Source organism: endosymbiont of Euscepes postfasciatus, assembly GCF_004296535.1.
Lineage (GTDB): Bacteria > Pseudomonadota > Gammaproteobacteria > Enterobacterales > Enterobacteriaceae > Nardonella.
On the sequence record NZ_AP018159.1, the window covers coordinates 176,945 to 196,407 of the forward strand.

A 19,463-nucleotide genomic window follows, 5' to 3' on the forward strand; every position below is an offset into this window, starting at 1 on the left:
TATTTATTTTACATGTATTATTTATAAAATTATATAATATATTTTAAAAAATATATACAATATATATTATAAAATAAATAATATAAAATTTTTATATTTTATTTTTTTTTTATATTAAATATTTTATTAAAATATTTTACTATAATATTATGATGAGGACATAAAAAATTATTATTTAATGCTTCTTCATTATCAATTATTATTGGTATAATTTTTTTATTATGTTCAGAACATATTATATTTCCATATTCATCAATATTAACATAATATATATTTTTTAATTCTTTAAAATAAAAAGATTCCGGAAAACTATATTTTATATATTCTTCATATATTTTCATTGATCCAGAAGATCCACTTAAATAAGTAGTACAATTATTGTCTCTTCCTATCCAAATTATACACATTTCATTATTATCTGATCCTATAAACCAACTATCTACAAAATTATTTGTTGTTCCAGTTTTGCCTAATAAAACTAAATCTTTATTTTTATTAAGATTTTTTGCAGTTCCTTCTTCAATTATTTTTTTCATACAATACATTATTAAATATGAGTGTTCTTCAGAAAATATATTATTTTCTTTTCTAATTTGATTTTGAAAATTATATTTAATATCTTTTTTATCTATTAAAAAAGATATAGAATTTAATTCAACAATATTGCCATAATTAAAAATTGATTGATAAATTTGAGATATATTTATTAAATTTAAACCTATAGATCCTAAAAATATAGAGGGATATTTTTTTATATCAATATTATAATCATTTAATATTAATTTTATAAAATTTATAATATTATCTATTCCAACACTAAATCCTATATTTATTACAGGTATATTTAATGAATGAATTAAACTATCTATAAATATTACTTTTTCTTTAAAATTATTATTTAAGTTTTTTGGTATCCATATTTTTTTTCCATCATTATAAATAACATTTTTATTATCTATTAATGAATTTAATTTATATTTTTTTTTAATTAATGATAATAAATATATTATTGGCTTTATAATAGATCCTATGTTTCTATTTATGTAGATTCTATTATATCCAAATTTATTATCAAAAGATCCTATAGAACATTTTATATTACCATTCTTAAAATCTGTTATTAACATAGATATTTCTAAATCTTTAATTTTTGTTTTTTCTCTTAAATTAGATAATATTTTTTTACATGATATTTTTGAAGAATTTTGACTTAGTAAATCAAAATTACTAAAAATATATTTAAAATCATAAAAATTTTTATTAAGTTTTTTTATTTCATTTTTAATAATATCTAAATAAGAATAATTTATATATATATTATAATTATTCAATATAATATCTTTACTAATTAATTTATCAAATAAGTAATTATCTATTAAATTTTTATCTTTCATTTTTTTAAAAATAAAATTTCTTCTATCAATTATTATTTTTTTATTTTTATAAGGATTATATAATGAAGGACCTTTTATCATACTTACTAAAATAACTTGTTCATTTAAATCTAATTCATCTATATTTTTACCAAAATAAAATAAACTAGCCAATGGAAAACCATATATATTATTATTATTAATATTTCCAAAAAATATTTTATTTAAATAAAATTCTAATATATAATCTTTTTTATATTTATTTTCTATAATTAAAGATATTAAAATTTCATTAAATTTTCTAATAAAATTTTTATTATAATAATTAAAAAAAATATTTTTTACCAATTGTTGCGTTATAGTACTTCCACCTTGAACTATTTTTCTATTTTTAATGTTTTTTATCACAGACCTTAATATAGAATTTATGTTTATTCCTTTATGAAAAAAAAAATTCTCATCTTCTACTAAAAGTATTATTTTTATTAAAGAGTCAGGAAAATCTGTTATAAATTTATATAAATAAAAATTATTATTTAAATTTGAAAAATATATTATTTGAGGCTCTATTTGAAAATTTTTAATTTCTTTATTTATATCTAAATTAATTATGTTTAATATTTTATTATTATTAAAATTTATTAAAAATTTTGCTTTTTTAATATAATTATCAAAAGAATAAAATGATCTTCTAAATATAAATATTCTATTTTTTTCTAAAATATAATTTCCTGATTCATATAATTTGTCAGATTCTTTATATCTAGATAATTCCAGAATTTTTAAAAATTTATTTATATTAAAATTATTATTAATATCAATATCAATTATTTTACTAAATATCGTTGGAGAATTTTCATTAAAATTATAAAAATTATTTTTAATAAAATTACTTAAAATATATATATATACTAATGGTATAGTTAATAAAAATAAAATTAATACTATTATTTTAGTAACTTTATTTTTCATAATATTTTTTTTCATTAATTATTTTTATATAATATAGTAAATGATTAAATATTATATATATTTATATAAAATTATATCTTATTTTAAATATCGATGGATAATATAATTAAAAAATTAAATAAAAGAGATTTAATATTTCAAATAACAAAAAAAGAGTATTTATTAAAAAATTTTAATAATTTAAATATAAATTTATACTGTGGATTTGATCCAACATGTGACAGCCTCCATATAGGACATCTTTTATTAATAAAATATATTATTTTTTTTTTAAAAAAAAAATATAACGTAATAATAGTAATAGGGAGTTCTACATCTTTAATAGGAGATCCTAGTTTTAAAAAAAATATAAATTTTATTAATAATAAATATTTAATAAAAAAATGGGCTTATTCTATAAAAAATCAAATATATAAATTAATAAATTTAGAAAAAAAAAAAATTTTAATATTAGATAATAAAAAATGGTTTAATTCTATTAATTTAGTAGATTTTTTAAATAATATAGGTAATAAATTTAAAATAAATTATTTATTAAATAAACAATCTATAAAAAATAGATTAAAAAATAATAATTTATCATTTAGAGAATTTTCGTATTCTATTATTCAAAGTTATGATTTTTTATATTTATATGATAAATATAAAATAAATTTACAAATAGGAGGTTCAGATCAATGGGGAAATATAACATCCGGTATACAACTTATAAAAAAAATTAGAAAAAAAAATGTATATGGAATAACATTCCCAATATTAACTAAATTAAATGGACATAAATTTAGTAAATCAGATAGTAATAATATATGGTTAGATAAAACTAAAACTAGTTCATATAATTTTTATCAATTTTTTATTAATATAAATGATAAAGAAGTTAAAAATTATTTAAAATATTTTACAAATATAAAAATAGAAGATATACATAATATATGTAATTCTAATAAAAAAAATATTATTGCAGGAAAAAAAATAATAGCTAATGAATTAACAAAAATGGTTCATGGAAAAACAGAATTAAATATAATTAATAAAATAACAGATAAAATATTTAATACAAATAATTTATTAACAGAGGATGATTTAAATTATTTATATATAAATAATTTTAATTTAATAATATTAAATAATTATATTAAATTAAGAGATTTTCTTATAAAATGTAATATATCTAAATCTAATACAGAATCTAATATATTAATTAATCAAGGTTCTATTAAAATAAATGGTAAAATAAATAATAATATAAAATATATTTTTTCTAAAAATGATATTTTATTTAATAAATATACATTTATAAAAAAAGGTAAAAAAAATTTTTATTTAATAAAATGGTTAACAATAATATAAAAGTATAAAATAAAATAATGAAAATTATAGAAGCTTATATAAAAGAAGAAAAAAATAACAATTTATTAAGAAAATTAGGATTTATACCAGCAGTAATATATAAAAAAAATTTTAAAAATATTTTAATAAAAATAAAAGAAAATAATTTATATTTTATTATAAATTCAAAAATAGAATTATTTAATAATAATTTTATAATAAAAATATATGAAAATAATTTATTAGAAGTTTATATTAAAAAAATACAATATCATCCATTTAAAAATAAAATTATACATATAGATTTTATTAAAAAATAATATTTTATGAATTAATTATAAATGAATTTAATATATTATTTAATAATATAGAAATAGTTACTGGACCAATTCCTCCTGGTACAGGAGTAATATATGAAGCTTTATTTACTACACTATTCATATTTACATCACCAACTATTTTATTATTTAATATATTTATTCCAACATCTATTATTATAGATCCTTTTTTAATATTAAATTTATTATTTATAAAATTAGGAATTCCAACAGCAATTATTAATAAATCCGCTTGTTCTATTATTTCTTTTATATATATACAATTTTTATTTACTAATGTTACAGTATATCCATAATTTAATAATTCAATACAAATTGGTTTTCCAATTACATTTGATATCCCTATTACTACTGCATATGATTTATTATTCAAAATATTATATTTTTGTAATAAAATTATTATTCCATAAGCTGTACATGGTCTAAAATAAGATTTTTTGTAACATAATTTTCCAAAATTATAAGGATTTAAACAATCTATATCTTTATTACAATTTATATTAGAAACAATATTTAAAGAATTAATATTACTTGGTAATGGAAATTGAACTAATATTCCATGTATATTATTATTAATATTTAATAAATTTATTAAACGTATTATGATGCATTCTTTGACATTATAATCAAATTTATATATATATACTCTATATCCTATATATTCTATTTTTTTTATTTTATTCTTTATATATATATTAGATGAAATATTATCACCAACGTATATTATTGCAATTGATGGTATACCTAAATATTTTCTACTATTTAAAATTTTTATATATTTATTCTTAATATTTTTATTTAAAATATTAGATATATATTTACCATTTAAAATTTTTGTAATCATAAAATATTATTTTTTTATTTTTTTTTTTTTAATATATAATTATTATTAAAGCACTCTTAGCTCAGATTGGATAGAGCGTCGGTCTTCTAAATCGTTGGTCACAGGTTCGAGTCCTGTAGAGTGCATTAAAAAAAGTAAAAAATTATTTTAAATTTATTAAAACAATTTTATTATATTATAAATAATTTTTTAATATATGTTATAATATAATCATATATATTTAAAAAATTAAAACTAACAAATAATGAATTTTAATATTTTTTTAATAAATGGTCCAAATTTAGGATTATTAGGATCAAGAGAAAATGAAATTTATGGAAATAAATCTTTAAATATTTTAATTAAAGAATTAGAAGATTTTTCTAAAAAATTAAATATAAATTTAATACATTTTCAATCAAATTCTGAAAGTAAAATAATTAATTTTATACATAAATTTAAGATTAATAACATAAATTTTATAATTATAAACGCTGGAGCATATTCACATACAAGTATTGCTATAAGAGATGCATTAAAATTAACTAATCTTCCTATAATAGAAGTTCATATTTCTAATATATATTCTAGGGAAACTTTTAGAAGATTTTCATACATATCTGATATATCATTAGGAGTTATTTGTGGTTTTGGAACAAAAGGTTATTTTTATTCACTAGAATTTGCTAATATATATTTAAATAAATTATTATAAATAATCAAAAAAAAATAAGATAATATGTTTTCATTTTTAAAAAAAATCAATGGTATGTTTTCAAATGATTTATCAATTGATTTAGGAACAGCTAATACTTTAATATATGTAAAAGGAAAAGGAATAGTTCTTAATGAACCATCAGTAGTATCTATTATAAAAGATAAAAATGGAGTGCCAAATAAAGTTGCAGCAGTAGGGAATATGGCAAAAAAAATGTTAGGAAGAACACCAGAAAATATATTAACAGTTAAACCTTTAAAAGATGGAGTTATAGCTGATTTTTCTGTTACAGAAAAAATGTTAGAATTCTTTATAAATAAAATACATAAAAATAAAATTATTAGACCTAGTCCTAGAATTTTAATATGCACACCATCAGGAGCTACAAAAGTTGAAAAAAAAGCTATAAAAGAATCAGCATATAGTGCAGGAGCTAGAGATGTATTTGTAATGGAGGAGCCTATGGCAGCTGCAATAGGAGCTAATTTACCAGTTTCAGAACCTACTGGTTCTATGATAATAGATATAGGAGGAGGTACAACAGAAGTTGCTATAATTTCTTTAAATGGAATAGTATATTCATCTTCAATTAGAATTGGAGGTCATAAATTTGATGAATATATAATACATTATGTTAGAAGAAATTATGGATCTTTAATAGGTGAAGTAACAGCAGAAAAAATAAAATATAATATAGGAACTGCATTCAAAGATGAAAAAATACTTGAATATAAAGTAATAGGAAGAAATTTATCAGAAGGAATTCCAAAAAGTTTTATTCTTAATTCTAATCAAATATTAGAATCTTTACAAGAACCATTATCTAATATAATAAGTTCAATAATGGTGGCTCTTGAACAGTGTCCTCCAGAATTATCATCTGATATATCAGAAAAAGGAATGATTCTTACAGGAGGAGGATCTTTATTAAGAAATATAGATAAATTAATAGAATATCATACTGGAATATCAGTTACTATAGCAGATGATCCTTTAACTTGTGTAGTAAAGGGAGGAGGAAAAGCTCTAGATTTAATTGATGAATGTGATAATATAAATATTTTTAATAATTATTATTAATTAATATTTAAAAAATTATAAAAAATGAAAATAAAAACAGTAAAAAAAATTATTTTTATAACTTTTATATTAATATTTTTATATAAATTTAAATTTTGTAATAATTTTTTAAATAAAATGATTTCTTATAATTATTATAATTATATATATAATAAAAATAGTTTGATTAAAAATTATATAAAATTGTTTAAAAATAATTCTAAATTATTATCTGAAATAGATTTATTAAAAAATGAATTAAATGATGAAAAATTTAAAAATTTAATTTTAAAAAGAAATATTAATAATAATAAAAATATTTTAAAAAAAATAAATTTTAATATAATAAAAGCATGTGTAATAAATAGAAATATAATTAATAATGTTTATACTATAAATAAAGGATTAAATCATAATATAAAAGTTGGACAAGTAGTATTAGATAAAAATGGAGTTATTGGACAAATAATAAATGTATATAAAGATAAAAGTAATTTTTTATCTATTTGTAGTAAAAAAATATTAATTCCATCTTTTATAAAAAGAAGTAATTTTAAATGTATTTTAAAAGGTTGTGGATATAAAAATGAGTTATATTTTTATCATATTGATAATGAAATGATAAGCGAAGACGATATTAAAATAGGTGATATATTTCTTACATCAGGTCTAGATAATAAATTTATAAAAAATATACCTGTAGCTATAGTTAAATACGTAAAAATAAAAAATTTTAGAATAAATAAAATTTATATAAAACCATTATTTTATGCATTCTTAATTAAAAATGTATTTATTATAAATAAATAATTTTTTTTTTAATTTTTTAAATAATATAAATAATTTTATTTAAAATGAAATATCATCATCTTCGAAATTATCTTTAATATTGAAATCATCATCATCATTTTCTTCATTATCATCATCTTCATCAATATTATTTTTTATTTCGCTATTATTTTTAATAAAAGAAGATTCATTCCAATTTTGTTTAATATTATTTAATATTTTCATAATTCCATTAACACTAACTATAATTTCTGTAATATATTTATCTATACCTTCTTGGTTTTTCCATTTTCTTGTTTGTAATTGTCCTTCAACATATATATAAGATCCTTTTTTAAGATATTCTGAACATATTTCTGCTATTTTTCCAAAAAAAACAATTCTATGCCATTCTGTTTTATTTTTAATTTCACCACTTTTTTTATCTTTCCATTTATTAGATGTAGCTAAATTTATAGTAGTTACCATATTACCATTATTAGTATATTTTGAATCTGGATCTTGACCTAAATATCCTATTAATATAACTTTGTTTATGCTTTTATTAGACATTATAATTACCTATTATAATAAATTAAAAAAATGTTTATATTTATAAAGTATAATATATATATGTGATATATTCTATCATAATTAAATTTATAAAAAATTAAATTTTAAAATATATAAATTAATTTATAAAATTTATGGAAAATAATAAAAATAACAATAATATTATTAGTTTAGAAAAAGAAATAAAAAAATCATATTTGGATTATGCTATGTCTGTAATAATAAGTAGAGCATTACCTGATGTAAGAGACGGACTAAAACCAGTTCATAGAAGAATACTATATGCTATGAGTATATTAAAAAATGATTATAATAAAGATTATAAAAAATCAGCTAGAATAGTAGGAGATGTTATAGGAAAATATCATCCTCATGGAGATAATTCAGTATATGACGCTATAGTAAGAATGGCTCAATTTTTTTCATTAAGATATCCTTTAATAGATGGTCAAGGAAATTTTGGATCAATAGATGGGGATCCCGCTGCTGCAATGAGATATACAGAAATAAGAATGTCTAAAATTTCTCACGAATTGTTACAAGATATAGATAAAAATACAGTAAATTTTAATATGAATTATGATAATACTGAAGAAATACCAGAAGTTTTACCTACAAGAATTCCTAATTTATTAATAAATGGATCATATGGGATAGCTGTTGGAGTAGCAACTAATATACCACCTCATAATATAAATGAAATTATTGATGGATGTATAGCAATTATAAAAAATAAAAATATAAGTGTAAAAGATTTAATAAAATATATACCAGGTCCAGATTTTCCTACTGGAGGAATTATTTGTAATAAAAATGACATAGAAAATATATATAGAACTGGAAAAGGAAAAATATCTATTAAATCAAAAATTGATATAGAAATAAATAAAAATACTGGAGATAAATTTATAATAATTAAAGAAATACCTTATCAAATAAATAAAATAAAATTAATAGAAAAAATAATAGATTGTATTAAACAAAAAAAAATAATAGGAATAAATAATATAATAGATGAATCTTCTCAGGAAGGTATAAGAATAGTTATTGATATAAAAAAAGATTTTTCTGAAGAAAATATATTAAATAATTTATATATAAATACACAATTACAAAATAATTTATATATAAATATGATAGCTTTATGTAATAAAAAACCTAAATTAATGTCTTTAAAAGACATATTATTAGAGTTTATAAAACATAGAGAAAATATTATATATAGAAAAAATTTATTTTTATTTAACAAATATAATAAAAAAATAAATATAATAGAAGGTTTTATAATTACTATATATAACATAAATAACATAATAGATATAATAAAAGAGTCTAATTCATTAGAAGAAACAAAAAATAAACTAAAAAATATAGAATTTAAAATTTTAGAAAATTTTAAAATTAATATAAATAAATATTATAATATAATTTCAAAAAATATTATAAATAATAATATATATAAATTTAATGATGAACAAATAAAATCTATTTTAGATCTTAAATTGTATAAATTAACAAAATTAGAAAATGAATTATTAATAAATGAGTATAATTTATTAATAAATAATATAAAAGAGTGTATATCTATATTAAATAATAAAAATAGTTTAGAAAATTCTATTTATAAAGAATTATTAGAAATTAAAAATTTATATAAAGATAAAAGATTGACAAAAATTATTGATGATAAACTTTATACTGAAAATAAAAATATATTAACAAAAGAATTTAAAGTTATAATAACAATATCTTATTATGGATATATAAAATATCAACCATTATCTCATTATAATATTCAAAAAAGAGGAGGAAAAGGAAAATCATCTACAAAAATAAAATCTGAAGATTTCATAAAATCTTTATTAATATCAGATATTAATAAAGATATATTATTATTTTCAAATATTGGCAAAATGTATAAAATGAAAATATTCCAATTACCTGAATCAAGTAAATATTCAAAAGGTAAACCAATATATAATTTAATAAATATAAATAAAAATGAAAGAATAACTTCAATAATTTCTATTGACTCAGAGAAAATTAATAATAATAACTATTTTTTAATGTCTACATCTATGGGTTTTGTAAAAAAAACTTTAGTAAAAGAATTAATAAAATCTAGAAATTCTGGAATTATTGTTATTAAATTATATAAAAATGATGAATTAATAGATATAAATATAACTAATGGTAATAATGATATTATGTTATTTTCAGAAAATGGTAAATCAGTTAGATTTAAAGAAAATAATGTAAGATTAACAAAAAGAAATTCATATGGAATAAAAGGAATTTGTCTTAATAAAAATGATAGAATAGTATCATTAATAATATCTGAAAATAATAATAATCAAATATTAACTATAACAAAAAATGGCTTTGGTAAAAGAACAGAAAAAATTGAATTTCCTGTTAAATCAAGAGCTACACAAGGAGTAATATCTACAAAAATAACAAACAAAACTGGGAAAATAATAAAATCTATAGAAGTAAATAATAATGATCAAATATTAATAATAACAGATACAGGAACAATAGTTAGATTAAAAGTTAATGAAATAAGAATTTCTAAAAGAAACACTTTAGGTGTTAAATTGATAAAAATAAGTAAAACTGAAACAGTTGTAGATATTAAGAGATTTAATTAATTTTATAATTTTAAAAAATTTACTAAAATTACAAATTAATATATAATTATTCTGTAAATATTTTTATAATTTAAAGGAAAAAAAATATGTTTAATATATTTAAATTATTTATAATAATTGTTTTATTATTAATAAATATATCAACATCTTATTCATCAGAATATTATAATAGTGACATAGAACAAACATATAGAATTTTAAAAAGAAAAATTATGAAATATGATTTATCTGAAGATTTTGGTGAAAATACTAAAATGAGTGCAGAAATAAAAATAAAATCTGAAATAAATGATTCTATAAGTTTATTAAATAAATTATCTAACGATATGTATTGTAATAATATTAATGATAATAATACTTTTTTAATAAGTAAATTAAAAAATGGATATATGGAAATTATACATGATAAATATGGAAGATTTAGTTATGGGAAAAATAATGGAGTTATGAGAGATGTATTTGATGTTCATAATGAAATACCTTTTTCTAATAATGAATATAATAGTTTTGATAATTTTATGTTTAATAGATCTAATAATGTAGTTTCTTACAAAAATGATAATTTATTTGAATTAGTAAACGGATTAAGTACAAATATTCAATTTCAATTTAAAAATGATAGTACTATACATAGAAGAAATAGAAAAATAATTAAATACAGTAATGGAATAGGTTGTGGTTATTCTTTAACTTATAATATAAGTGATTTTACTGTATCAGCTGCTTTTACTCAATCTGAAAGAAATGTTGATCAAATGATGATAGATATTGATCAGTTAAAAAATAAATACGCAAGTTCATATGGTGTAGCGTTTAAATATGATAATGACAATATATATATAGCTTCATTATATGCAAATAGTAAATTTATGATGCCTTATGGTAATATAAATAATCATTATATAAGACATTATATATTTGAAGAAGCTTCTATATTACGTAAATATTATTATTGTGGATTTGCTCCAACAGTTGATACAATAGAAATTATGGCTAAATTAAAATTTATAAAAAACATTTACCCATATATATTATATATGAATATATTTTCAAAAAACATAAAAAATGATCTAGATCAATATTTAACAAAAAGTTTAAATTTTGGAATTGATTATAAAATAAATGAAGATATTTCAATTATAGCAAACTTATGTATAAATTTTTTAAAAGAAAATTCATTTACTAAAAATGTGGAAATAAATGTTGATAATACTTTTTCATTAGAAACAATATATAAATTTTAAAAAAATGATTAGTAGTAATAATAGAAAAATATTAGTAGCTTGTATTTATGGAGGTATTTCTTTAGAAAATGAAATATCTATTAAATCAGCTATTAATATAATAAATAATATTGATTTAAATAAATTTAATTTAATTTTAATAGGAATAAATAAAAATGGAACTTTTCATTTAGAAGATTTTGATATAAATATAAATTATACATTTTATAATTTAAAACGTATTTTAAATAAAAAATCAAATATATTAAAAATAGTTTATAATAAGATTCCTTATATAACTTCAAATAATTTTAAAAATAAGAAAATAATACCAGATATTTTTTTTCCAATAACACATGGTATATTTGGAGAAGATGGAAATTTACAAGGAATCTTAAATTCACTAAAAATACCATATATAGGATCAAATTTAAAAAGTTCTTGTATATCTTCAAATAAAGATATATTTAAAGATGTATTAAAAAATAATAATTTTCCTATAATACCATATTTTAAAATATATAAGAATGATATAATCAATTTATCTTATAAAGGTATAGCAAAAAAAATTAATTCAAAAAAATTTTTTGTAAAACCATCAAATCAAGGATCTTCTATAGGTATAAATTTAATAAAATCTGAAAAAGACTTTAATAAAGAAAAAATATTAAAAATTTTTAATTATTCAGATATCTTATTAATAGAACCATTAATAATTGGGAAAGAAATAGAATGTGGAATTATAAATTATTTTGGAAAAATAAAAGTAAGTAATTCTTTTGAAATATATAGAAAAAATAATTTTTATTCTTATAAACAAAAATATTTTGATAATAATATAAAAATTAAAGAAATAAAAGAAAATTCAATTATAAATAAAAAAATAAAAAATTTATCTTATAAGATTTTTAATATATTAGAATGTAAAAGTTTAGCAAGAATAGATTTTATTATAAATAAAAATAATAAAATTTTTATAAATGAAATAAATACAATTCCTGGATTTACAGAAAAAAGTTTATATATTAAAATGTGGAATAAATATATCTTAAATATAAAAGAATTAATTTCTATTATTATATATTCATCTATAAAAAAAATTAAAAATTTATAATATTATTAAATATAATCTTATTATTATTAATATTTTTTATATTAAAATATCCAATTCTTTCAAATTGATAATAAATATTTTTGGAATAAATGTAATTACTTTTTTCTGTAAATCCTTTTTTTATTATAATAGAATTATTATTAATATAATCTAATATATTTTTGTTTTTTAAATAATTAATATTTTTAAATATATAATCATAAAAGATATAATATGATATAAAATTATATTTACAAGATACCCAATGTATAATTTTATTAACTTTATTATTTTTTAAATATAAATTATTAATAGTATTTTTATAATAAATACAATAAATTTTATTTATAATATCTTTCTTTATTTCTATATCTATTATTTTTAATATATATGAATATCTTAATTTAAATATTTTACCTATTAAATTATTAAAATTTTCTTTATTTATAAAATCATTTTTTTCAACATATAACTCATTACAAAAATTTATTAATTTATATCCATTTTTTAGATTATTAGGATTTAAAGGTGTTTTTATAAAAAAATTTTTTTTTAAATTAATTATATATAATTTGATTGGATTAATAACTGACATAATTCTTATAGATTTAAAATTTAAATCATTTTTAATAAAAAATTCTAAATTTTTTATTTTTACTAAACTATTTTTTTTTGTTATCCCTAAACTATTACAAAAATCTATTATAGATTTTGAAGTATAGCCTCTATTTTTTAATCCTGATATTGTTGGCATTCTTGGATCATCCCATCCTGTAACTATATTTTTTTCTACTAAAATATTTAGTTTTCTTTTAGACAATGTTAAATATTCTATGTTTAATCTTGAAAATTCATATTGTTTAGGTTTATTTTTTATATCTAAAGAATCTAATATCCAATTATACAATATTTTATTATTTTGAAATTCTAATGTACATAAAGAATACGTAATTTCTTCTAAAAAATCACATATACAATGAGAAAAATCATAAGTAGGATATATACACCAATTATATTTAGTTTTAAAATGTTTTTTATATTTTATTCTATATAAAATAGGATCTCTTATAATGATATTAGAAGATTTCATATTTATTTTTGCTCTTAAACATGCATGATTTTCTTTATAAAATCCATTTTTCATTTTTAAAAAATAATCAATATTTTCTTTTACAGATCTATTTCTATATGGACTGTCTATTCCTAAATTATTATAATTTCCTTTATATTTTTTATATATTGAGATAGGTAATTCATCTACATAAGCTAATTTTTTTTTTATTAAGATAATAGCAAATTTAAATATTTCATTAAAATAATTTGAAGTATATTTTTCAATTCCATTATATTTTATACCTAACCATTTAATATTATTTATAATTTCATTTATATAAATATCATTTCTATTTATAGGATTAGTATCATCTATTCTAATATTAAAATTTCCATTATATTTTTTTGCTATTAAATAATTTATTAATATAGATTTTACATGTCCTATGTGTAAATATCCATTTGGATCAGGAGCAAATCTAGTATTTATTTTAGTTAAATTATTTTTAATTATATCTTTTTCTATTATATTAAGTATAAAATTTTTTGTATCCATAATTGTTTTATATATATTTTTTTTATATTAAAATATAAATTATAATATAAAATTATATTATAATAAAAATATAATAGTTATAGCTACGTAGCTCAGTTTGGTAAGAGCGCAGCACTCATAACGCTGATGTCACAGGTTCAATTCCTGTCGTAGCTATTTTGTTTTATGCGGGGATGGCGAAATTAGGTAAACGCGCTAGGCTTAGAACCTAGTTCTTAATGAATTACGAGTTCGAATCTCGTTCTCCGCATTTTTTAAAAAAAATTTTGGGGTATAGCCAAGTGGTAAAGGCAACGGGTTTTGATCCCGTTATCCTAGGTTCGAATCCTAGTGCCCCAGATTTTTATAACTTTTAATTTTTTTTATTATGAAAATTATTTCTTTTAATATAAATGGAATAAGATCAAATATTAAACAGTTAGAAAATATAATATATTTATATGATCCAGATATAATTGGATTGCAAGAAACAAAAATTAGTAATAATTTATTTCCAATAAAATATTTTAATAAATATGGATATAATAATATTTATTGCAATGGAAATAAAAATCATTTTGGAGTTGCTTTAATATCAAAAATAAAACCTAATAATATTTATTATAATTTTTTAAATTCAGATACTGATTTTAAATATAGAATAATTATAGGAGAGTTTTATATAAAAAATAAATACTTATTAATAATAAATATTTATGTTCCACAAGGAGATAATATAAAAAATAAAATAAAATTTAATTATAAATTATCTTTTTTAAATAAATTTATACATTACGTAAAAAGTATAATAAATTGTAAAAATCTTTATATATTAATTATAGGAGATATGAATATTTTAAATAAAAAAATTGATATTGGAATAGAAAATAAAATACTAGTAAAAATGATTAAAAATAAAATTTGTCCATTTACATTATTAGAAAAAAAAATTTTTATTAAAATATTAAATTGCGGACTTATAGATATATATAGAAATAAATATTTTAAATGCAAAAAATTTACATGGTTTAGTTTTAAAAATAATAATTTTATTGAAAATAAAGGATTAAGAATAGATTATATGTTTTCAAATAAAATATTATTCGATTTATGTGATTATATAGATATAAAATATGAAATAAAATTTTCAAAAAAAACATCAGATCATATACCAATATTATCAAAATTTTTAATATAATTACTTTTAAATAAATATATAAATAAAAAAAAATAAAAATAAAAAAATTTTTTTAAAAATAAATATTTTCATAAGATCTTAACGTTGTTACTTCAAATCCTTTTTCAGTTATTACTATTGTATGTTCATACTGAGCGGATAAACTATTATCTTTTGTTTTAACAGTCCATCCATCTTTCATAATTTTAGTTTTATAAGATCCAGAATTAATCATAGGTTCTATAGTAATACACATTCCAGGTTCTAATATTATATTATCTTGAGTTAAAGAATCATAATGTAATACTTGTGGATATTCATGTAATTTTTTACCTATTCCATGTCCGCAATAATCTCTTACAACTGAAAATCCATTATATTCTACAAATTTTTGTATAGTTTTTCCTATTTCTCTTAATTTAATTCCAGGTTTTATAATTTTTATAGCTAAATATAAACTTTTTTTTGCTACATCACAAATTTTTCTTCCAATACTATTAGTTTTTTTTACTATAAACATTTTTGATGTATCACTATAAAAACCATCTTTTTCTAAAGAAATATCTATATTTATAATATCGCCAATTTTAATTATTTTTTTGTAAGAAGGAATTCCATGGCATACTACATTGTTTATAGATGTACATATATTTTTAGGATATCCCATATAATTAAATGTAGCTGATTTAGCATTATTATTTTTTATAAAATTATTACACAATTCATCTATTTTACCAGTACTTATTCCAGGTTTTATATAATATTCTATATCTTCTAAAATTTTAGATGCTATTTTTCCAACTAATCTCATTTTACATAAATCTGTTTTTAAATTTATCATATAAAAAAATAATTATTTTTTTAAAACTATTATTTTTATTATATAATAAAAATAATCTTTAAAATATTAAAATAATAAAATACTGATTTATCATTATGAAAAATAATATATCTATAGAAAATATGTTTAATAATTATGTTCATTATGGACATTCTATTAAAAATTGGAACCCTAAAATGAAAAAATATATATATGGAATTCATAATGGTATACATATTATAAATTTAGACAAAACTTTAGTATTATTTAATATAGCTTTAAAAAAAATAAAAAACATTATAAATAATAATGGAAAAATATTATTTGTTGGAACAAAAAAAGAAGCTAAAGAAAAGATTAAATATTACGCAGAATCTTGTAATCAATTTTTTATAAATAATAGATGGTTAGGGGGAACTTTAACAAATTGGAAAACTATTAAAAAATCTATTAAAAAATACAAATTATTATATAATAACTATAAAAATTTACAATTTAATAAATTTACTAAAAAAGAATCTATAATATATTTAAGAAATTTAAATAAATTAAAAAAAAATTTATATGGTATACAAAATATGAATAAATTACCAGATGCTATTTTTGTAATAGATGCTAATTATGAAAAAATTGCTATTAAAGAATCTATAAAAATGAATATACCTATTTTTTCTATAGTGGATACAGACTCTAATCCTGATTATATTGATTATATTATTCCTGGTAATGATGACTCTATTAAATCTATTGATTTTTATTTATCATCAATTTATAAAATATTAAAATAATTTTATGTATTATAAAAATTTAAAAAAATTAAGAGAATTAACAAATATTAATATAATAGATTGTAAAAAAGCTTTAGATGAATCAAATAATGATATTAATACTGCTATTTTAATATTAAAAAAATATGAAAACAATTTTAATATTAAAAATAATAATTTATATAATAGTAGTTATAAATATGGAATTATAATATCAGAAGTTAATGAAAATAATGATTATGGATTTATAATGAAATTATTAAGTAATAATGATCTTGTATTAAAAAATGATAATGTATTAAATTTTTATAAAAAAGTATCAAACTTTTGTATATCTAATAAAATAAAAGATTTTGATATAATAAGAAATAATTTTAATTTAGAATATAAAAAATTGATATTTAAATTAAAAGAAAACTTAATAATAAAAGATTTTAAATATTTAGAAGGTAATTTAATAAAAAATTATGTTCATATTAATAAAAGAGGTGTTATAGTTAATTTTAAAAGTTTTAATAATATTGATAACAATTTTAATATTCTAAAATTTATATTAATGCAAATTATATTTAGTAATCCAATTTATATATATAAATCAGATATTAAAAAAAATGATATTAATAATATAAGAAATATTATTATTAATAAATATAAAGATAAAAAAATAAATGAAAATAATTTAATAGAAGAAAAAATAAATCATTTTTTAAAAGAAAAAATTTTAGAAGAACAGATATTTATAATGGATAATAATTTAAAAATGAAAGATTTATTTTATAAGTATGAAATTAAAATAGATAAATTTAAAATGTTAAATATATAAAAAAATTTTAAAATAATATGAATAATTTAGAAAAAATAATACAAGAATTAAATAGTATTATATATAAAAAAATTAATGATTTTAAGGATTTTGTTAATAAAATACATATTGATAAAATGTCAACATGTTTAGTAAATAATATAAAAATAGATATTGATAATAATAAAACAAAAAAAAAAATATATGAAATATCTAATATAAATTTATTAAATAATAATTCAATAGAAATTATTCCTAATGATAAAAAAAATCTAAAATATATATATATATCACTAAATAAAAATAATTATTTAGATTTTAATATATCGAAAAATAATAAAAGTATAATATTAACAACAAATTTTATAACTATAGAAAAAAAAAAAAAAATAATAAATTTTATAAATAAAGAATTAGAATTTGCAAAAATAAATATTAGAAATATAAGAAGAGATTTTAATAATAAAATAAAATATTTATTAAAAACAAATAAATTAAGTGAAGATAATAAAAATTTTTTATTAAAAAAAATAGATATAAATATAAATAATTTTATTTATGAATTAGATTTATTCTTTTTAAATAAAAAAAATAAATTTTTAAAAACATAAAAAATTTATAATTATTTAATATTATGATGAATAGAAATTTGTATTTAAATAAATTAAAAAAAATAAAAAATATAATTAACCATGTAGCAATAATAGCTGATGGTAATGGAAGATGGGCAAATATTAATGGTAAATCAAGATATTTTGGTCATAAAGAAGGTCTAAAATCTATTATGAAAATAATTAATATATCAATATATTATCATATAAAAGCATTAACATTATATGTTTTTAGTACAGAAAATTGGAAAAGACCAGAAACAGAAGTTAATTACTTAATGGATTTATTTAAAAAAACATTAAAAAAACAAATATATAAACTTAATAATAAAAATATTAAATTAAATATAATAGGAGAAAAAATAGAATTTAATAAAGAATTAAGAACATATATATATGAATCAGAAAATATTACTAAAAATAATACTGGTTTAATATTAAATATAGCAGCAAATTATGGAGGTAAATGGGATATAATTCAATGTATAAAAAAAATTTTTTATAAAATAAAAAATAAAAAAATATCTATAGAAGATATAAATGAATCTATAATAAATAAAAATATATCTACTTACAACTCTCCTCCTATAGATTTATTAATAAGAACAGGCGGTGAATTAAGAATAAGTAATTTTTTATTATGGCAAATAGCTTATTCTGAATTATATTTTACTAAAACTTTATGGCCTGATTTTGATAAATTTAATTTTGAAGAAGCTTTAATTTCTTTTTATAAAAGAACAAGAAAGTTTGGTAATTTAATTAATAAAGGATAAAA

General features: G+C 16.3%; 18 protein-coding genes and 4 tRNA genes. 17 read left to right on the top strand and 5 right to left on the bottom strand.

Translation table 11 applies throughout. From position 1 onward, the window contains the following. Positions 1-98: 98 nt before the first annotated feature. The gene (locus NAREPO1_RS01000; protein WP_172597199.1) at positions 99-2,345 is read right to left on the bottom strand and encodes a transglycosylase domain-containing protein; all 2,247 of its coding nucleotides are present in this window, start codon (positions 2,343-2,345) and stop codon (positions 99-101) included. A 93-nt stretch (positions 2,346-2,438) separates the two neighbouring features. Between NAREPO1_RS01000 and tyrS the strand changes: the two genes are divergently transcribed. Continuing rightward, complete coding sequence (gene tyrS, locus NAREPO1_RS01005) at positions 2,439-3,695, top strand: tyrosine--tRNA ligase (RefSeq protein WP_130624151.1); 1,257 nt, start codon at positions 2,439-2,441, stop codon at positions 3,693-3,695. Between the two features lie 17 nt (positions 3,696-3,712). Further along, complete coding sequence (locus NAREPO1_RS01010; protein WP_130624152.1) at positions 3,713-3,994, top strand: 50S ribosomal protein L25; 282 nt, start codon at positions 3,713-3,715, stop codon at positions 3,992-3,994. 4 nt (positions 3,995-3,998) lie between these two features. On the opposite strand, the gene NAREPO1_RS01015 is transcribed toward NAREPO1_RS01010, so the two are convergent. After that, the gene (locus NAREPO1_RS01015; protein WP_130624153.1) at positions 3,999-4,856 is read right to left on the bottom strand and encodes a bifunctional 5,10-methylenetetrahydrofolate dehydrogenase/5,10-methenyltetrahydrofolate cyclohydrolase; all 858 of its coding nucleotides are present in this window, start codon (positions 4,854-4,856) and stop codon (positions 3,999-4,001) included. A 50-nt stretch (positions 4,857-4,906) separates the two neighbouring features. Between NAREPO1_RS01015 and NAREPO1_RS01020 the strand changes: the two genes are divergently transcribed. From NAREPO1_RS01020 to mreC, 4 genes are all read left to right on the top strand, one after another. Beyond that, a tRNA-Arg gene (locus NAREPO1_RS01020) sits at positions 4,907-4,981 on the top strand. A gap of 119 nt (positions 4,982-5,100) precedes the next feature. Beyond that, a complete protein-coding gene (gene aroQ, locus NAREPO1_RS01025; RefSeq protein WP_130624154.1) occupies positions 5,101-5,550 on the top strand; it encodes a type II 3-dehydroquinate dehydratase in 450 nt (149 codons plus the stop codon). Positions 5,551-5,574: 24 nt separating this feature from the next. Further along, positions 5,575-6,633 (top strand): rod shape-determining protein, encoded by a 1,059-nt coding sequence (locus NAREPO1_RS01030; protein ID WP_130624155.1) that lies wholly within the window; start codon positions 5,575-5,577, stop codon positions 6,631-6,633. A gap of 24 nt (positions 6,634-6,657) precedes the next feature. Next, on the top strand, positions 6,658-7,422 hold the full coding sequence (gene mreC / locus NAREPO1_RS01035) for a rod shape-determining protein MreC (protein ID WP_130624156.1): 765 nt from the start codon (positions 6,658-6,660) through the stop codon (positions 7,420-7,422). Positions 7,423-7,461: 39 nt separating this feature from the next. On the opposite strand, the gene ssb is transcribed toward mreC, so the two are convergent. Then, a complete protein-coding gene (ssb, locus tag NAREPO1_RS01040; protein WP_130624157.1) occupies positions 7,462-7,953 on the bottom strand; it encodes a single-stranded DNA-binding protein in 492 nt (163 codons plus the stop codon). Between the two features lie 134 nt (positions 7,954-8,087). On the opposite strand from ssb, the gene gyrA reads away from it, so the two are divergent. The 3 genes from gyrA to NAREPO1_RS01055 all read left to right on the top strand — a co-directional run bounded on the left by gyrA (position 8,088) and on the right by NAREPO1_RS01055 (position 12,941). Continuing rightward, positions 8,088-10,604, top strand: coding sequence for a DNA gyrase subunit A (gyrA, locus tag NAREPO1_RS01045; RefSeq protein WP_130624158.1), 2,517 nt, complete (start codon positions 8,088-8,090; stop codon positions 10,602-10,604). A gap of 86 nt (positions 10,605-10,690) precedes the next feature. Then, positions 10,691-11,848, top strand: coding sequence for a porin (locus tag NAREPO1_RS01050; RefSeq protein ID WP_130624159.1), 1,158 nt, complete (start codon positions 10,691-10,693; stop codon positions 11,846-11,848). A gap of 4 nt (positions 11,849-11,852) precedes the next feature. Then, the gene (locus NAREPO1_RS01055; RefSeq protein ID WP_130624160.1) at positions 11,853-12,941 is read left to right on the top strand and encodes a D-alanine--D-alanine ligase; all 1,089 of its coding nucleotides are present in this window, start codon (positions 11,853-11,855) and stop codon (positions 12,939-12,941) included. Here the strand turns inward: NAREPO1_RS01055 and glnS are convergent. Further along, a complete protein-coding gene (glnS, locus tag NAREPO1_RS01060) occupies positions 12,928-14,529 on the bottom strand; it encodes a glutamine--tRNA ligase (protein ID WP_130624161.1) in 1,602 nt (533 codons plus the stop codon). The genes NAREPO1_RS01055 and glnS overlap by 14 nt on opposite strands. Before the next feature lie 81 nt (positions 14,530-14,610). Between glnS and NAREPO1_RS01065 the strand changes: the two genes are divergently transcribed. The 4 genes from NAREPO1_RS01065 (at position 14,611) to xth (ending at position 15,706) form a co-directional block, all read left to right on the top strand. Beyond that, positions 14,611-14,685, top strand: a tRNA-Met gene (locus tag NAREPO1_RS01065). A gap of 11 nt (positions 14,686-14,696) precedes the next feature. Then, positions 14,697-14,779: transfer RNA gene (locus tag NAREPO1_RS01070), tRNA-Leu, on the top strand. Between the two features lie 17 nt (positions 14,780-14,796). Continuing rightward, positions 14,797-14,868, top strand: a tRNA-Gln gene (locus NAREPO1_RS01075). Between the two features lie 28 nt (positions 14,869-14,896). Beyond that, positions 14,897-15,706, top strand: coding sequence for an exodeoxyribonuclease III (xth, locus tag NAREPO1_RS01080; protein ID WP_130624162.1), 810 nt, complete (start codon positions 14,897-14,899; stop codon positions 15,704-15,706). A 52-nt stretch (positions 15,707-15,758) separates the two neighbouring features. On the opposite strand, the gene map is transcribed toward xth, so the two are convergent. Then, entirely contained in the window at positions 15,759-16,526 is a 768-nt protein-coding gene (map, locus tag NAREPO1_RS01085) for a type I methionyl aminopeptidase (RefSeq protein WP_130624163.1), read from the bottom strand. A 95-nt stretch (positions 16,527-16,621) separates the two neighbouring features. Between map and rpsB the strand changes: the two genes are divergently transcribed. The 4 genes from rpsB to uppS are packed head-to-tail and all read left to right on the top strand — an operon-like array spanning position 16,622 to position 19,461. After that, on the top strand, positions 16,622-17,293 hold the full coding sequence (gene rpsB, locus NAREPO1_RS01090; RefSeq protein WP_130624164.1) for a 30S ribosomal protein S2: 672 nt from the start codon (positions 16,622-16,624) through the stop codon (positions 17,291-17,293). Between the two features lie 4 nt (positions 17,294-17,297). Further along, a complete protein-coding gene (tsf, locus tag NAREPO1_RS01095) occupies positions 17,298-18,095 on the top strand; it encodes a translation elongation factor Ts (RefSeq protein WP_130624165.1) in 798 nt (265 codons plus the stop codon). A 17-nt stretch (positions 18,096-18,112) separates the two neighbouring features. Then, a complete protein-coding gene (locus tag NAREPO1_RS01100) occupies positions 18,113-18,685 on the top strand; it encodes a ribosome recycling factor (protein ID WP_130624166.1) in 573 nt (190 codons plus the stop codon). A 26-nt stretch (positions 18,686-18,711) separates the two neighbouring features. Continuing rightward, a complete protein-coding gene (gene uppS / locus NAREPO1_RS01105) occupies positions 18,712-19,461 on the top strand; it encodes a polyprenyl diphosphate synthase (protein WP_408642722.1) in 750 nt (249 codons plus the stop codon). Positions 19,462-19,463: the final 2 nt, after the last annotated feature.

Bases quoted from the DNA above. Each gene is read 5' to 3' on its own strand.
- NAREPO1_RS01100 (WP_130624166.1), top strand. From the start codon at position 18,113: ATGAATAATTTAGAAAAAATAATACAAGAATTAAATAGTATTATATAT.
- NAREPO1_RS01050 (WP_130624159.1), top strand. From the start codon at position 10,691: ATGTTTAATATATTTAAATTATTTATAATAATTGTTTTATTATTAATA.
- NAREPO1_RS01055 (WP_130624160.1), top strand. From the start codon at position 11,853: ATGATTAGTAGTAATAATAGAAAAATATTAGTAGCTTGTATTTATGGA.
- NAREPO1_RS01015 (WP_130624153.1), bottom strand. From the start codon at position 4,856: ATGATTACAAAAATTTTAAATGGTAAATATATATCTAATATTTTAAAT.
- xth (WP_130624162.1), top strand. From the start codon at position 14,897: ATGAAAATTATTTCTTTTAATATAAATGGAATAAGATCAAATATTAAA.
- gyrA (WP_130624158.1), top strand. From the start codon at position 8,088: ATGGAAAATAATAAAAATAACAATAATATTATTAGTTTAGAAAAAGAA.
- NAREPO1_RS01000 (WP_172597199.1), bottom strand. From the start codon at position 2,345: ATGAAAAATAAAGTTACTAAAATAATAGTATTAATTTTATTTTTATTA.
- map (WP_130624163.1), bottom strand. From the start codon at position 16,526: ATGATAAATTTAAAAACAGATTTATGTAAAATGAGATTAGTTGGAAAA.
- mreC (WP_130624156.1), top strand. From the start codon at position 6,658: ATGAAAATAAAAACAGTAAAAAAAATTATTTTTATAACTTTTATATTA.
- rpsB (WP_130624164.1), top strand. From the start codon at position 16,622: ATGAAAAATAATATATCTATAGAAAATATGTTTAATAATTATGTTCAT.
- NAREPO1_RS01010 (WP_130624152.1), top strand. From the start codon at position 3,713: ATGAAAATTATAGAAGCTTATATAAAAGAAGAAAAAAATAACAATTTA.
- tyrS (WP_130624151.1), top strand. From the start codon at position 2,439: ATGGATAATATAATTAAAAAATTAAATAAAAGAGATTTAATATTTCAA.
- ssb (WP_130624157.1), bottom strand. From the start codon at position 7,953: ATGTCTAATAAAAGCATAAACAAAGTTATATTAATAGGATATTTAGGT.
- aroQ (WP_130624154.1), top strand. From the start codon at position 5,101: ATGAATTTTAATATTTTTTTAATAAATGGTCCAAATTTAGGATTATTA.
- glnS (WP_130624161.1), bottom strand. From the start codon at position 14,529: ATGGATACAAAAAATTTTATACTTAATATAATAGAAAAAGATATAATT.
- NAREPO1_RS01030 (WP_130624155.1), top strand. From the start codon at position 5,575: ATGTTTTCATTTTTAAAAAAAATCAATGGTATGTTTTCAAATGATTTA.
- tsf (WP_130624165.1), top strand. From the start codon at position 17,298: ATGTATTATAAAAATTTAAAAAAATTAAGAGAATTAACAAATATTAAT.
- uppS (WP_408642722.1), top strand. From the start codon at position 18,712: ATGAATAGAAATTTGTATTTAAATAAATTAAAAAAAATAAAAAATATA.